Below are 15746 nucleotides of genomic sequence, written 5' to 3' on the forward strand. Positions count from 1 at the left end.
GTAACATGTTACGCATGGATGAGCTCGACGCGCAGGTGGTGCAGGCGCTGGGACGTGCCGGCCTCGACGCGCACGCGGACGCCGGCACCCGCAGCATGTACGCCTCGGACGCGTCGCTGTACCGGATCCCGCCCCTCGCGGTCGTGCGCCCGCGCGACGTCGGTGAGGTCGAGGCGACCCTCGCCGTGGCGCGCGAGACCGGCGTTCCGGTCACCTCGCGCGGCGCCGGCACCTCGGTGGCCGGCAACGCCGTCGGGCGTGGCGTCGTGCTCGACTTCTCCCGCCACCTGAACCGCGTCCTGTCGGTCGACCCGGACACCCGCACCGCGGTCGTCGAGCCCGGCACCGTCCACGCCGTGCTCCAGAAGGCGGCCGCGCCCCACGGCGTCCGGTTCGGGCCCGACCCGTCGACGCACCCGCGCTGCACCATCGGCGGCATGATCGGCAACAACGCGTGCGGCTCCCGGTCATTGGCCTACGGCCGCACCTCGGACAACGTCGCCGGCCTCGAGCTGCTCACCGCTGCCGGCGACCACCTCGCCACCGGCTACGACGACGCCGGGGCGCCGTTCGCGCGCGGCGCCGACGACGTCGTGGCGGGCGTCCGCGCCGTCATGGGACGCCACCTGTCCACGGCGCGCACCGAGTTCGACCGCTTCGGCCGGCAGGTCTCCGGCTACGCGGCGCACCACCTGCTGCCCGAGCGGTTCGACCTCACCCAGGCCCTCGTGGGCTCGGAGGGGACGCTCGGTGTCATCACGCAGGCCACGGTCCGGCTCGTCGTCGATGCCCCCGTGCGGGTGGTGGTCGCGCTCGGCTTCAGCGACATCGTCGCGGCCGGGCACGCGGCACCTGCCGTCGTGGCCCACGCCCCGACGTCGTGCGAGGGGCTCGACTCCCGGCTCATCGACGTGCTCCGCGCCCGACGCGGCCCCGACGCCATCCCGCCCCTGCCGCGCGGGCGCGCCTGGCTGTTCGTCGAGTTCGCCGGCGACGACCTCGGCGAGGTGACGTCACGGGCCCGACGCCTCGTCGACGAAGGTCTCGCCGACGACGCGGTGGTCGTCGTCGACCCCGCCGTGCAGGCCCGGCTGTGGCGGATCCGCGAGGACGGCGCCGGTCTCGCCGGCCGGGCGCCGTCGGGCAAGCCGGCCTGGCCCGGGTGGGAGGACGCCGCCGTGCCGCCGGCCCGACTGGGGGAGTACCTCGCGGCCTTCGACGAGCTCGTCGGCTCGTACGGCATGACGTCCGCACCTTTCGGCCACTTCGGCGACGGTTGCATGCACGTGCGTCTCGACCTGCCGCTCGACCAGCCCGACGGCACGAAGGTGATGCGCGAGTTCCTCACCGAATCCGCCCGCCTGGTGGGCGGATTCGGCGGATCGCTGTCCGGCGAGCACGGCGACGGCCGGGCCCGCTCCGAGCTGCTGCCGCACATGTACTCCGCTGACGCCATCGCCCTCTTCGGCGGCATCAAGCACGCCTTCGACCCGGACAACCTGCTCAACCCCGGGGTGCTCGTCGACCCCGACCCCGTCGACCAGGACGTTGGCCCCGCGGGCCACTTCCCGGTCCGCAACCTGGCGATGGCCTACCCTCACGACGGCGGCGACCTCGCCCAGGCCGTGCACCGCTGCACCGGCGTCGGCAAGTGCCGCGCCGACAACTCGGCCGCCGGCGGCGTCATGTGCCCCTCCTACCTCGCCACCCGCGAGGAGAAGGACTCGACCCGAGGCCGCGCCCGCATCCTGCAGGACGTCGTCCGCGGCGAGCTGCCGTGGTCGCACCCGTCGGTGCACGATGCGATGGACCTGTGCCTGTCGTGCAAGGGGTGCGCGTCCGACTGCCCCACCGGCATCGACATGGCCACCTACAAGTCGGAGGTGCTGCACCAGACGTACCGCCGCCGGCTCCGACCCCGCTCGCACTACACGTTGGGCAGGCTGCCGATGTGGGCGCGGCTCGCCGGGCGCGTGCCGGCCCTCGCCAACCGGTCGCTGACGCTGCCGCTCGTGGCCCCGTTGGCGCTGTGGCTCGCCGGCGTCGACCGACGCCGCTCGATCCCGGCGTTCGCCAGGCGTCCGTTCCGGCGGAGTTTCACACCGCGTACCTCCGAGCTGAAACCCGTTGTGCTGTTCGCCGACTCGTTCTCCGACTCCTTCTCACCCGAGGTCGCCGAGGCGACGGTCCGCGTGCTGCGGGACGCAGGCTACGAGCCGCGGCTGCCGAGCGGTTCGGTCTGCTGCGGCCTGACGTGGATCACGACCGGGCAGCTCGACTCAGCACGGAACATCCTGCGCCGCACGGTCGCGGCGCTCGCGGAGGACGCCCGGGCCGGCCTGCCGATCGTCGGCATCGAGCCGTCGTGCACCGCAGTGCTGCGCTCCGACGTGCACGAGCTGCTGCCGGGCGACGAGGACGCCGCGCTCGTCTCCTCACGGGTGCGCACGCTCGCAGAGCTGCTCGCCGAGACGCCCGGCTGGACGGCCCCCGACCTCACCGGCACGCAGGTCGTCGCCCAGCCGCACTGCCACCACCACGCCGTGCTCGGGTGGAAGGCCGACGCCGACCTGCTCGCCGACACCGGCGCGTCGGTGCAGACCCTCGCCGGCTGCTGCGGGCTCGCCGGCAACTTCGGCGTGGAGATCGGCCACCACGACGTCTCGCTCGCCGTCGCCGGCCAGAACCTGCTCCCGGCGATCGACGCGGCCCCCGACGCCGTCGTGCTCGCGGACGGGTTCTCCTGCCGCACCCAGGTGGCCGACCTGCGCGAGCGCCCCGCCGTGCACCTCGCCCAGCTCCTCGACCCCGAGGCCGGCGGGCGTCGGGCCGGGCAGGGGCACACTGCCTGAGCCCGCCACGTTGTCCGAGGCGGCCTCATTGTCGATACTGACGGCATGGGTCCCCAGACGTCGGATTCGGAAGAGGAGTTGCACCGCCTCGAGCAGCTCGAGGAGCAGGTCGAGGTCAACCGTGCCGACCTCGATGCCTTGCTGGCCAAGAACGACAGCGACGATCGTCGTGCCGATGCCAGTGAGGCTCGTGCCGACGAGACCCGTCTGCGCGTCGACGAGGACCGGCGCAGGCTCGCCGACCTCGAGGTGCGCGTGGACGTCGACCGTGAGCTGATCCTCGAGCTGCAGGGAGAGGGCGTGCTGAGCCGCGAGCAGGTCGCGCAGCTGGAGGAGGCCCTGCGCACCTCGCGCCAGATCGGCGCCGCGATCGGCATCGTCATGGCGAACCGCCGCGTCGACGAGCAGGGCGCGTTCGACGTGCTCCGCAAGGCCAGCAGCCTCACCAACCGCAAGCTGCGGCTCGTCGCCGAGGACGTCGTGCTCACCGGAGCGGTGGACAACCTCCCCGTCCTCTAGCGACGAGCCGCCGGGCTCAGGCCCCGGACGGCACGAGCGCGTCGTCCTCCGTGGCCACGGCAGGGTGCTCGATGCGCTCCTCGGCGGCCCGGGACGCGCCGCGCGGGATGGACAGGGCGATGACGGCTGCGAGAGCGGCCACCCCCGCGCCGATGAGCAGGCCGACGCGGAAGCCCGCCTCGCTCGGGAGCGCGATGCCGCCACCGACGTCGGTGGACAGGTTCGCGAGAACGACGCCGACGACGGCGGCCGACACCGACGTGCCGATCGAGCGCATCAGCGTGTTGAAGCTGTTGGCGGAGCCGGTCTCGGACAGCGGCACCGAGCCCATGATGAGCGCCGGCATGGCGCCGTAGGCGAACCCGACACCGGTGTTGGTGACGCAGACCGCGACGAGCAGCCCCCACGTCGAGCCCATGAGCGCCACGGCCGAGAGGTAGCCGAGGGCGACGACAGCGGCGCCGACGGCGAGGGTGGTCCTCGGCCCGCGGGCGTGCGACAGGCGGGCGCCGAGCGGCGAGACGAGCATCATCATGAGTCCGCCGGGGGCCATCCACAGGCCCATCCGGAGCATGTCCTGACCGAGGCCGTACCCGGTGGTGGTCGGCAGCTGCAGCAGCTGCGGCACGATGAGCGACTGCGCGTACATGGCGAACCCGATGACGACGGACGCGAGGTTGGTCAGCAGCACGACGGGGCGGGCCGTGACGCGGAGGTCGACGAGCGGGTCGGAGGTCCGCAGCTCGAACCAGCCCCAGGCGAGGAGCACGACGACCGCACCGACGAGCAGGCCGAGGGTGGCGCCGCTCGTCCAGCCCCAGTCGGCGCCCTTGGACACGCCGAGCAGCAGGCAGACGAGCCCGACGCCGAGGCCGACGGCGCCCACGGGGTCGAACCGGCCGTGGGCGGTGACCGGGGTGGCCGGGATGACGAGGAAGATGAGCACGGCGATGGCGACGGCCAGGGCGGTGGCGCCCCAGAACAGCATCCGCCAGTTCGCGTACTCCGCGACGGCGGCGGCCACGGGCAGGCCGAGCGCGCCGCCGATGCCCATCGAGGCGCTCATGAGCGCGATCGAGGTGCCGAGCCGCTCCGGCGGGAGCAGGTCGCGCATCGCGCTGATGCCGAGCGGGACGAGGCCCATCGCGGCGCCCTGCAGGGCTCGGCCGGCGATCATCGGGACGACCGAGGTGGCGAGGGCGCACACGAGCGACCCGGCCACGAGCAGCACCGAGCACGCGAGCATGACGCGACGCTTGCCGTAGAGGTCGCCGAGGCGGCCGCTGATCGGCGTCGCGACGGCGGCCGCGAGCAGCGTCGCCGTGATGACCCACGTCGCGTTCGACGAGGTGGTGTCGAGCAGGCGCGGCAGCTCGCCGATGAGGGGGACGACGAGCGTCTGCATCACCGCGGCGACGATGCCCGCGAAGGCGAGCACGGCCACGACGGCCTCGGTGCGGACGGCGGGCCGCCGGGTGGGAAGGGATGTCTCAGTCACGAGTGTGCACTGTACATATAACATGCATGATGCACAACTCGTGTAGCCTGCACGCGGGTAGCTGTCCCGATATCGTGGGGCCGCGACCCCGACGACACCGCACGACACTGCACGACACCAACGACACGCCAGAGGACGACATGGCCAGGGCACGACGACGCACCGAGGCGCTCGAGCTCGAGACGATGCTGCTGTCGCGCTACCTCATCCCGAACCGACGGTTCTCCGGCCAGCACTCCAGGCGTCTGGAGCGCAGCTGGTACACGCTGCTCAGCCGCATCGTCGCGCAGGGGCCGATGTCGCTGAACGAGCTGAGCGACGCGCTCGGCCTCGACGTCTCGACGCTCAACCGCCAGACCGCCGCCCTGACCAGGGCAGGTCACCTCGAGCGCGTCGCCGACCCCGACGGCGGGATGGCGCGCAAGTTCCGGGCGACGCCCTCGGGCGTCGACGACCTCGAGGCGGACCGACGCGCGAACGCCGAGGGGCTGGGAAAGGTGGTCGCAGACTGGAGCGACGAGGACGTCGCCGCCCTCGTCGCCCTCCTGCGGCGCTTCAACACCGACCTCGAGAGCCTCGACGGGCGGCCCTGGCCGCGCGCCTGACCCGCGAGCCGCGCCTCACCCGCCCGTGACGGTGAGCGAGACGACGGTGACGCGTCGCCCGGAGCTGCCCGGTGACTCGACGGCCAGCCCCACGTAGCGGGCCGTCGTGCCGAGGGCGAGTGAGCCGAGCTGCGTCCCCGGTCCGATGCGACCGACGCGTCGGAAGCCGAGCCCGTCGTCGGACACCTCGACCGTGCCGAAGCCGGGTGCGGTGCCCCAGTCGACCACGGCCTTGCCGAGGGCACGGGCCTCGCCGAGGTCGACGACCATGCGACCCGACCCGGTGACGGCCCAGGCCGTCGAGTCCGACCCGTCGACCGCCGCCGCGGGTGAGGTCATCGTCGGGGGGAGCGGCGAGGTCGGGAAGGTCTGCCGGGCGAGAGCGAGGTCGTCCAGCGGGTAGGCCCGTCCGCCGACGCGGACCGTCGCGGTCCGGGCGCGCGACACGGTCGCCCGACGGCGCTGACCGTCGGCGAACACGACGTCCACCTGCGCGTCGATTCCCTTGAGCCGCAGCGTGACCGCGTCATCGACGGTCACGACGAGCCCCGACGGAGGGCGACCGCCACCGACGACCGACACGGATGCGCGCGGCGCCAGCACGACGCCCGACGCGGCGGCGACCGACGCGTGCAGCACCGTGCCGTCGGCCGAGACCTCCTGCGTCCCCTCGAAGCAGGGAACCGGACCGTCGGCCGCCATCGCGACGTCGGTGTCGACGGCGTCACCGGTGAGGTTGACGACGCTGAGCAGGCCTCCGGCGAGCGACGCGGTGACCCCCGGTGCGCTCGGTCGCGGAGCGGACGCGTCGGCGGCGTCCGCGAGGCGCGCGAGGTCGGCCGAGCGCACCTCGGGAAGCCCCTCGACGACGATGCCGGCGCTCCCGGCGGCGGGGCCGGCCGACAGGGTCAGGATGCTGTCGCCGACCTCGATCGGGTTCGAGCCACCGCGTACGAGGAAGCCGACGCGGTCGTCGATCCCGACCCAGCGCGAGCTGCGCAGCATCCGCGGGTAGGGGGCGCGCGTCGTCCACGACGACCCGTCGTCGGAGGTCTGCACGACGTAGGCCCGTCCGGCTGCGGCCTCCCAGTCGATCGTCACCTGGCCGACGGCCGTCGGAGCGCCGAGGTCGACCGCGAGCCAGCTGTCGGCGCGGGGCCGGTCGGCGCGCGACACGGCCCAGCGCGTCGAGGAGTCCGCGTCGGTGGCGAAGGCCGCGCCCCGGCCGGTGTCGGCCGACGACGCCGTGGTGGGGTGCCGGGCCGCGAGGTCGGCGCCACCCGCGGCCGTGCGCACCTCGAAGGAGATGACCGAGTAGCCGTACGTCGGGTCGGGCGTGACGCCGAGCATCCGGACGTACCGCGCGGTGACCGAGCCGGGGACGTCGACGACGTCACGACGCGCGACCCCGCTCGGCAGGCCGCCCTGGGCGTCGGCGGCCTTCGCCTCGAGCGTGCCGTCGGCGGTGACGAAGGTGCGGCTGCCGTCGAGCCCGCGCACGCCCGGCATCGTCAGGTTGTGCAGGCCGAAGGTGCCCTCGCGGTCGGCGACGCCCGAGCTCGTCATGACGACCTCGCCGCCGGGGAGCGTCGCCAGCGCGACGCGACCGGCGGAGCCGAGCGTCAGCACGGTGACCGACGCGTCGTAGCCGTCGCGCGCGGCGACGTACGTGCGGGCGCTGCGGGCGGTGACGCCGAGGTCGGTGCGCGGGAGGTACATCGGCGAGGTGCCGCCGAGGTTGAAGAACCAGTCGTCGTGGTCGGGCTGCCACGCGAGCTTGACGAAGCCGGGCTTGCTGACGGCGCCGGCCCACGCCTTCGGGCTCTGGTGCGACACGATGCCCGGCCCCTCGCCGAGGTCGACCGCGCCGGTGCCGGCGGCGTACAGCTCGGCGGACGTCAGCGGCTCGGGAGCCCCGCCGCGGGCGGCGCGCCACTCGTGCAGCAGGAAGCTGATCGCGACCTCGGCCCGGGCCTCGGGCTCGTACTTCGGCTCACCGGAGAACTTCGTCAGCCGGTACTGCGGCGCGTAGTCGAGGTAGGGCAGCAGCCGGTCGGCGAGGTCGGCCTCGGACCGGGCCGCCGCGCGGTCGCCGAGGACCTGGGCGAGGAAGGCGAGCGGGATGACGTCGCGGCCGTAGAGGTGCTCGCGGTCGTCGACGAGCGGCATGAGCGGCTCGCCCGAGTCGCTCATGAAGCCGACGAGCCGGCTCCACAGGGCGTCGCCGTTCGGCTGCGCGGTGAGCACCTCGGGCAGCGGGCGGCCGGCCACGAGGAAGTGGACCGAGTTGCGGCCCGACGTGCGCCACATCTCCGACTGGTAGTGCGGGCCGAAGGAGCCGTGGTTCTCGACGACGAACGTGTCGTAGACGTTGTGGGCGGTGTTCATGAGCACCGGGATGCCGTCGACGACCGCGGGGTTGGCGGCGTCGGCCTGCGGCAGGCTGCCCTCGTTGCGGCTCCAGCGACCGTACGCCGCGAACCAGTCGTCCCAGCGGGCGTCGTCGGACGCCCACGCGAGACCGGGCGCGATCGACTGGGCGTACACGCCCATCTCCTCGAGCTTCGTGTCGCCGACCCAGCCGCCCTTGAGGCCATTGGGGGTCCACGAGCCCGAGGCCGGGTCGTTGCCGGTGCCGAGCGAGGTCGTGTACGCAGCCTGCCCGACCGCGATGGTCTGGTACGTGTCACGGGTCTGCTCGTCGAGCTCGTCCCAGAGCAGGCGTGCGGCCAGCTGGACGTAGAGCTGGAAGGTCGTGTCGAAGAACAGCGTCTTGCCCCATGCGGTCCCGCCGACGACGCGGTTGGCGCCGGCGAAGTACTTGAGGCTGGCGATCGTGCGGGAGCGGAGGGTGGCCTCGTCGATGCCGGCCTCGTCGGCGTCGAAGCCGCCCCGGGTCAGCAGGACCGCGTGCCCGAGCACGACGGCGAACCCGAAGTCGGTGGTGCGGTAGTGGCCGGCCGTCGCGTCCCACTGTGTCTCGGACCAACGGGTGTGGCGCAGCAGGGCGCGGTGGTAGGTCTGCGCCACGGCGTCGGCGTCGAGCCAGCCGGCGGGCGCGGCGAGGGGCGTGGGTGCGCCGAGGGCCGACGCGGGGGAGGCCTCGGCGAGGGGCAGGCAGACCGCGACACCTCCCGCTCCGAGGAGCCCGAGGAACCGGCGACGAGAGGTGACGACCGTTGTCATGGCGCGATCCTTCGGTCGTGTCCGACAGGCTGTCAACGGTCCGCCGCAGGGCTGTCCGGAGCGGACAACGATGCAGGACAACGCCGGACGAGACGGGATCAGTAGCCTCCGGCCGGCTCCGGTCGGCTCCGGCCGGCTCCGGCCGGCTCCGGCCGATGGCCCGGCCGAGGCCGAGGGCTTGTCTTCGGCGCACGGCTCCCGGAGCATTGCTGCATGGAGCGCGACGCCGAACACCGGGCCCTGGCCGAGGTGCAGGCACGCCTCGAGCAGCGGTTCCCCCACCTGCACCCTGACGTCGTCGCGGCAGCCGTCACCGTCGCGCACCAGAGCCTCGACGGACCGGTGCGCGACTTCGTGCCCGTGCTCGTCGAGCACGTCGCCCGCGACCGCCTCGCCTTCGCCGACCCCGAGGCGCCCGACCCCGCCCCGGCAGGCGGCGAGGACGGCGCGGACGGCCCGTCGGGCCCCGCCGACGCGTGAGCGCTGACGCCGCGGCCGAGGTCGTCCGGGCGGCCGTCGGCATCTGGTCGGTGGCGGTTCCCGCCGACGTGACCGCCTTGGGCGCGCACCTGGCGGCCCTCGACGCGGCCGAGCGTCGACGCGTGTCGGAGACGACGGTCGCGTCGGTGGCCGCGAGCCGTGCGGCCGGGTACCTGCTCGTGCGGCGGGTGGTCGGCGAGGTGCTCGGCGTGCCGCCCGCCGGCGTCGCGCTCGACCGCACCTGCCCGCGGTGCGGCGAGCCGCACGGCCGGGTGCGCGTGGCCACCGACACCGGTCTGCACGTCTCGGTCACCCACGTCGGACGCGCCGGGTGGCCCGAGGCGCCCGACGCGCCCGACGCGCCCGACGCGGTCCGGTCCCGGCCCCGTGTGGTCGCCGTGGCCGTGACGCGGCTCGCGCCGGTCGGCATCGACCTCGTCCGGACCGGGGAGGCCGACTTCCCCGGGTTCGACGCCGTGGCGCTGCACCCCGACGACGAGCCGGCCGGCGACGCGGTGGCCCGGGCCCGCGCGTGGGCCCGCAAGGAGGCGGCGCTCAAGGCCGTCGGCACCGGACTCGACGTCGACCCGGCGTCGTTCGCCGCGCCCCTGCCCGGTGTGCCGACGCCGGTGGGCCCGGACCGCGTCCCGGTCGCCGTCGCGGACCTCGACGACCTGCACGAGCCTGCCGTCCTGTCGGACCCGCCCGGGCTCGTCGGGGCCGTGGCACTGGCGCGGGCCGACGCGTCGGTGCCGGTCGTCGTGCTCGGCGGCTCCGCCAGCCTGGTGTGGCGGCCGTCAGGGCAGGCCGGGCGGCTCGCGTCGCCGGCGCAGTCTGGACAGCCCGGGCGGCCCTAGGGGCGCTGGCGGCTCGGGCAGCTCGGGCAGCTCGAGCAGCTCGGGCAGGGGTCGCTCGTCGAGCCAGGCGACGAGCAGCCCACGCACCGTTGACGATCCGGCCGTCTGGCCGCCGCTGCGAACCGCGTGCTCGACCGCGAGGTCGACGAACGCGTCGGTGCTGACGGTGCCGTCGGCATGGGTCGCGGTCCAGTCGCGGAGCAGGTCGAAGAACGTCGGGTCGCCGAGGTGGGTGCGCAGCGCGTGCAGGGCGAGGGCCCCTCTCTTGTAGACCCGGTCGTCGAAGAGGTCGCGCGGCCCGGGGTCGGAGAGGACGAGGTCCTGGGGCAGTGCCGCGAGCCGCGCGTGGTGCGCGCGGGCGTTGACCGAGGCCGGGACGCCGTCGGCGGCCTCGGCCCAGAGCCACTCGGCGTAGCAGGCGAACCCCTCGTGCAGCCAGATGTCGCTCCACGTGCCGAGGGTCAGGCTGTTGCCGAACCACTGGTGCGCCAGCTCGTGGGCGACCAGCCGCTCGTGGCGTCGGTCGCCGGGCAGCCAGTTGGCCCCGAAGGTCGCCATCCCCTGGGCCTCGAGCGGGATGTCGAGGTCGTCGGCGGTGACGACGACGGTGTAGTCGGGGAACGGGTAGGGCCCGAACCGCTCGGCCAGCACGGCCATCATCTGGGGCAGCCGGTCGAGGTCGTGCCGGGCCGCGGCGCCGTTGCCGACGGGCACGAGAAGGCGCACGTGCAGCGGCACGTCGGCGAGGACGTGCTCGGTGTAGCGGCCGACGTGCACGGCGGCGAGGTAGGTGGCCATCGGGTGCGTCTGCTCGAAGACGCGACGGGTGCGGCTGCCGCGTACCCGCATCTCGACGAGCACGCCGGTTGCGGTCACGGCGAAGGGGGAGTCGCACTCGATGGCGATGCGGTAGGTCGCCTTGCCGCTCGGGTGGTCGTTGCACGGGAACCACGTCGGCGCGCCCGTCGGCTGCGAGGCGACGAGCACCCCCTCGGCGAGCTCCTCCCAGCCGAGCGTGCCCCACCGGGTGCGGGTCGGGCCGGGGGTGCCGGAGTAGGTGATGGTGAGCTCGGCGGTCGTGCCGGCCTCGAGCGGACGCACCGGGCGGACCGTGACGGCGTTGCCGCGGTGGGTCCACTTGGCCGGTGAACCGTCGACCGTGACCTTGCCCGCACGCAGCCCCACCAGGTCGACCTTGAGCGCCTCGAGGTGCGCGAGCGCGCGGACCGTCAGCGTGGCCCGACCGGACAGCCGGTTGCTCGAGACGCGGTAGTCGAGGTCGAGGTCGTAGTGCTCGACGCGGTAGCCGGGGTCGCCGCGCTCGGGCGTGTACGCATCCAGCACGGGGTGGTCGGTGCGTCGGGTGCGGCGGGTGCGGTCGGGAACGCTCACCGTTCAGGCGCTCGGCTTCTCGTGCCAGGGGGCGATGGGGTTGCCGGTCCACCGGCTGCCGGCGGGCACGCTCTCCCCGCGGAGCACGAGCGAGCCGGGTCCGACCGTGGCCGTGCGGGCGATCGAGGCCGCCGGCAGGATGACCCCGTGCGGCCCGAGAGTGGCGCCCTCGTCGAGGGTGACGCTGTCCATGCTCATGATCCGATCATGGAACAGGTGGGTCTGCAGCACACAGCCCCGGTTGACCGTGGCGCCGTCGCCGAGGCTGACGAGGTCGGCCTCGGGCAGCCAGTACGTCTCGCACCACACGCCGTGGCCGATGCGGGCGCCCAGCGTGCGCAGCCAGACGTTGATCGCGGGTGTGCCGGTGGCGGTCCAGGCGAACCACGGGCCGGCGACCATCTCGACGAACGCGTCGACCACCTCGTTGCGCCACACGAACGAGCTCCAGAGCGGGTGCTCGACCGCCCTGATGCGACCGACGATGACCCACTTCGCCAGCGTCGTGACGGCGGCGGCCACGGCCCCGGTGGCGGCGAGGACGACCCCGCCGAGCAGGGCCGCGACGACCCACCCCCAGCGCAGCGCGAGGGCCTCGACGGCCATGAGCACGCCGAACCCGAGGGCGACGGTGACCATGACCGGCACGATACGGCACAGCTCCACGAGGCCGCGGAAGACCTTGAGCCGCAACGGAGGTCGGAAGGTCCGCTCGTCGTCGCTGCCCTGCGGTGGGCGTCGGAGCCGGACCGGCGGGCTGCCGAGCCAGCTCGACCCGGCCTTCGACTTCGGCGGTGCCGCCGAGAGCACCGCGACGAGCCCGAACTTCGGGACGCGTCGGCCCGGGGCTGTCATGCCGCTGTTGCCGAGGAAGGCGCGCTTGCCGATCTTGACCGGCGCGATGTGCACCCAGCCGTGCGCCAGCTCGTAGCTGCCGACCATGGTGTCGTCGGCGAGGAAAGCGCCGCTCGCGACGGTCGTCATCGACGGCAGCAGCAGCACCGTCGAGGCCTCGACGTCGCTGCCGACACGGGCCCCGAGCAGCCGGAGCCACACGGGGGTGAAGAGGCTGGCGTACAGGGGGAAGAGGTAGGTGCGGGCCTGGTCGAGGAGCCGCTCGGTGAGCCACACCTGCCAGCCGATGCGGCTGCGCACCGGGTGGAAGCCCTCACCGAGCCCCAGGGCGAGCAGCCGCACGAGCACGACGGTCAGCAGCGCCAGCCCGACCATCCCGATGACGGTGACGACGGGCACCCACGCGAGGACGGTCAGCGCGGCGTCGCCGGTGCCGGTGGTGCCCCGGAGCGCGCGGGCGAGCACGAGCAGCGCGGGTGTGAGCGCGACGAACGGCAGCAGCGACACCAAGGCGCCGGAGGCGCCGTAGGCCGCGACCCATGCCGGGCGCCGAGGCGGCCGCTCGGCGGGATGGCCGAGCTCCGCCGGGTCGTGGACGCGCGTGGCGGGCGAGCCCGCGACGACGCGTCCGGCGGGCACCGACGTCAGCACCGTCGAGCCGGCCTGGACGACGGCGCCGCGGCCGATGTGGACGTCCGGGCCGATGGTGCTACGGGCCCCGACGACGGCCTCGCGCCCGATGTGGACGGTGCCGACGTGGACGACGTCGCCGTCCATCCAGTAGCCCGACAGGTCGACCTCGGGCTCGATGCTGGCGCCCCCGCCGATGGTCAGCAGCCCGGTCACCGGCGGCACGGTGTGGAGGTCGACACCGGGGCCGATCGTCGCACCCAGCAGTCGCGCGTAGTGGACGATCCAGGGCGCGCCGGCCATGGTCACCGCGCCCATGGCGTCGGCGAACCGCTCGGCCGCCCAGAGGCGCATCTGCACCGACCCACCGCGGGTGTAGGAGCCGGGCTTGAGCCCGCGCAGCAGCAACCGGCAGGCGAGAGCGGTGATCCCCATGCGCCCGACGGGCGTCACGAACGCAAGGAGGCCGATGCCGAGCGCCCACCACGACACCGGTCGCGGCCACGTGGCGACGCCGGAGGCACGCAGCAGCTCGGTGACGATGCCGAGGCCGACGAGCCACTGGAGGCCCTTGATCGTCAGCAGCACGACCGACACCAGCGTCTGGAGCAGCTGCGTGCGCCGGGGGATGCGGTGCACGGTGCGCTCCGGTCCGCCGCCGGACGGGTCGACCGGCGCGAACGACTCGAGCAGCTCGACCTGGGCGCCGAGGCGCGGGTGCGCGTGGATGTCGGCGACCGTGACGGTCGGATAGCGCTCGCGGAGCAGCGACACGAGCCGGGCCGAGGACAGGCTGCCCCCGCCGAGGGCGAAGAAGTCGGCGTGGGGCGAGCCGACCGACGCGCCGAGAACGGCCGACCAGTGCCCGGCGACCCACGCCGCGGTGCCCTCGAGGTCCGACGCGTCCGCGTCCGCCCCGGCGCCGGGCAGCGGCCACGGCAGCGCGGCCCGGTCGACCTTGCCCGAGGTGCGCGTCGGGATCAACTCGACGATGGCGAGGATCGGCACGAGCGCGGCGGGCAGCTCCTCGCGCAGGCGCTCGCGCGAGGCGTCGAGGTCGAGGTACTCGGACGCGGGGACGAGGTAGCCGACGAGCAGCTGGCTGCCGACCGGGGTGGTCTGCACCGCGGCCGCGGCAGCGGTCACGTGGGGCAGCGCCTGGAGGGCGGCGTCGACCTCGCCGAGCTCGATCCGGCGGCCGCCGAGCTTGACCTGCTCGTCCGCGCGGCCGACGAAGAGCAGCCCCTCGGCATCGTTGACGACGAGATCGCCCGAGCGGTAGGCGCGCTCCCACCCGAGCGTCGGCATCGGCGCGTACTTCTCGGCGTCCTTGGCCGGGTCGAGGTAGCGGGCCAGCCCGACGCCGCCGATGATGAGCTGGCCGGTCTCACCCTCACCGACGGGCTGCTCGTCGGGTCCGACGACGGCGAGGTCCCAGCCGTCGAGCGGCAGGCCGATGCGCACCGGCCCCACGCCGTCGAGCGGGGCCGCGCACGCGACGACGGTCGCCTCGGTGGGGCCGTAGGTGTTCCACACCTCGCGGTCCGGCGTCGCGAGCCGCGCCGCGAGGTCGGGCGGGCACGCCTCGCCGCCGAAGATGAGCAGCCGCACGGGCTCGAGCGCCTCCGCGGGCCACAGGGCCGCGAGCGTCGGGACGGTCGAGACGATCGTGATGTCCTGCGCGACGAGCCACGGACCGAGGTCCTGGCCGGTGCGCACGAGCGAGCGTGGCGCCGGCACGAGGCATGCACCGTACCGCCACGCGAGCCACATCTCCTCGCACGACGCGTCGAACGCCACCGACAGGCCGGCGAGGACCCGGTCGCCGGGCCCGACCGGCCGCTCCTGCAAGAAGATCCGGGCCTCGGCGTCGACGAACGCCGCTGCCGAGCGGTGCGACACGGCCACGCCCTTCGGCACGCCGGTGGAGCCCGAGGTGAAGATGACCCACGCGTCGTGCTCGGTGGTGACCGTGACGGGTTCGGGCGGCGTCGGGTGCGCCTTGCTGGCCTTCGGGCCCCGCGGGGGTGGGGCCGCCCGGCCCACCGGGCGGATCCGGCGGCGCGGCCCGACGATCGCCGTGACCGCGGCCTCGCCGAAGACGAGATCGGCACGCTCCTGTGGGTCGTCGGCGTCGACGGGGACGTACGCGGCCCCCGCATGGAGGATGCCGAGCACCGCGACGTAGAGGTCGACGGTGCCCGACGGCGCACGGACCCCGACGCGGTCGCCGGGACGGACACCGGCGCGGGCCAGGTCGCGGGCGAGGGCGACCGCCGCGGCAGTCAGCTCGGCGTAGGTGAGCACGGTGGCCGTGTCGTCGACCGCCGGCACGTCGGGGTGGGCCGCCGTCGTCGCCGCGAGGACGTCGACGAGTGTCCGCGGTTCGGGGGCGCGTGCGGCCGCGCGGAGCCGGTCGGTCACCGGGCCAGCCTCCTGTCAGGGTTCGTCACCTCCGACGCTAGAGCCCCGAGGTGAACGGGAGGGGTCGTTCGACGGGGTCGGTCCCGGGCGAGGTGTAACGCCGGGGCGTCCGCAACGGATTCAGGGGGTAGGGAGGCGTCGTCGACCCCCGAGCGCCGGCGCCTCCCGCTCTCGCACCGTGTCCTTGACCGCTCGCGACCCCCCACCGGGGCCGCAGTCGTCGGCCCCGGTCGCGCCGGCCTCCGCCTGCCGCCGGCTACCACGGCCCCGCGGCCGCGCCCGCGTCGCGCCCACGGCCACGACGCCCGCACGCCTGCACGTCACGGCGTGTGACGTACGCCTCGGCGTGCCCTCGTCACAACGGCCTCGCCCGGGGTAGGGGGCACCCGTCGCCGGACCACCTGCCCCTCGGGTGCCCCTGCACCTGGCCCCTGGGGCTCACGGACGA

Annotated in this window: 9 protein-coding genes; 5 read left to right on the forward strand and 4 right to left on the reverse strand. The window is 74.4% G+C overall.

What is annotated here, in order from left to right:
* Window positions 1–14 precede the first annotated feature (14 nt).
* Window positions 15–2852 (forward strand): FAD-binding and (Fe-S)-binding domain-containing protein, encoded by a 2838-nt coding sequence (locus tag RY076_RS09570; RefSeq protein WP_323097428.1) that lies wholly within the window; start codon window positions 15–17, stop codon window positions 2850–2852.
* A gap of 45 nt (window positions 2853–2897) precedes the next feature.
* On the forward strand, window positions 2898–3371 hold the full coding sequence (locus RY076_RS09575) for an ANTAR domain-containing protein (protein ID WP_323097429.1): 474 nt from the start codon (window positions 2898–2900) through the stop codon (window positions 3369–3371).
* 16 nt (window positions 3372–3387) lie between these two features.
* Here RY076_RS09575 and RY076_RS09580 read toward each other — a convergent pair whose 3' ends face one another.
* On the reverse strand, window positions 3388–4869 hold the full coding sequence (locus tag RY076_RS09580; RefSeq protein ID WP_323097430.1) for an MFS transporter: 1482 nt from the start codon (window positions 4867–4869) through the stop codon (window positions 3388–3390).
* Between the two features lie 140 nt (window positions 4870–5009).
* On the opposite strand from RY076_RS09580, the gene RY076_RS09585 reads away from it, so the two are divergent.
* Window positions 5010–5474: a MarR family winged helix-turn-helix transcriptional regulator gene (locus tag RY076_RS09585; RefSeq protein ID WP_323097431.1), complete on the forward strand. Its 465-nt coding sequence runs from the start codon at window positions 5010–5012 to the stop codon at window positions 5472–5474.
* A 15-nt stretch (window positions 5475–5489) separates the two neighbouring features.
* Here the strand turns inward: RY076_RS09585 and RY076_RS09590 are convergent, their stop codons facing one another.
* The gene (locus RY076_RS09590) at window positions 5490–8660 is read right to left on the reverse strand and encodes a discoidin domain-containing protein (RefSeq protein ID WP_323097432.1); all 3171 of its coding nucleotides are present in this window, start codon (window positions 8658–8660) and stop codon (window positions 5490–5492) included.
* A 213-nt stretch (window positions 8661–8873) separates the two neighbouring features.
* Here RY076_RS09590 and RY076_RS09595 point away from each other — a divergent pair, with 213 nt between their 5' ends.
* Both RY076_RS09595 and RY076_RS09600 read left to right on the forward strand, forming a co-directional pair.
* Complete coding sequence (locus tag RY076_RS09595; RefSeq protein ID WP_323097433.1) at window positions 8874–9140, forward strand: three-helix bundle dimerization domain-containing protein; 267 nt, start codon at window positions 8874–8876, stop codon at window positions 9138–9140.
* The gene (locus RY076_RS09600; RefSeq protein WP_323097434.1) at window positions 9137–9997 is read left to right on the forward strand and encodes a 4'-phosphopantetheinyl transferase family protein; all 861 of its coding nucleotides are present in this window, start codon (window positions 9137–9139) and stop codon (window positions 9995–9997) included. Before RY076_RS09595 ends, RY076_RS09600 begins: the two co-directional genes overlap by 4 nt.
* Here RY076_RS09600 and RY076_RS09605 read toward each other — a convergent pair.
* A complete protein-coding gene (locus tag RY076_RS09605) occupies window positions 9938–11389 on the reverse strand; it encodes a M1 family metallopeptidase (RefSeq protein WP_323097435.1) in 1452 nt (483 codons plus the stop codon). The genes RY076_RS09600 and RY076_RS09605 overlap by 60 nt on opposite strands.
* Before the next feature lie 3 nt (window positions 11390–11392).
* Entirely contained in the window at window positions 11393–15298 is a 3906-nt protein-coding gene (locus RY076_RS09610) for a Pls/PosA family non-ribosomal peptide synthetase (protein WP_323097436.1), read from the reverse strand.
* Window positions 15299–15746: the final 448 nt, after the last annotated feature.

Source organism: Intrasporangium zincisolvens (genome assembly GCF_034724055.1).
GTDB classification, from domain to species: domain Bacteria; phylum Actinomycetota; class Actinomycetes; order Actinomycetales; family Dermatophilaceae; genus Monashia; species Monashia zincisolvens.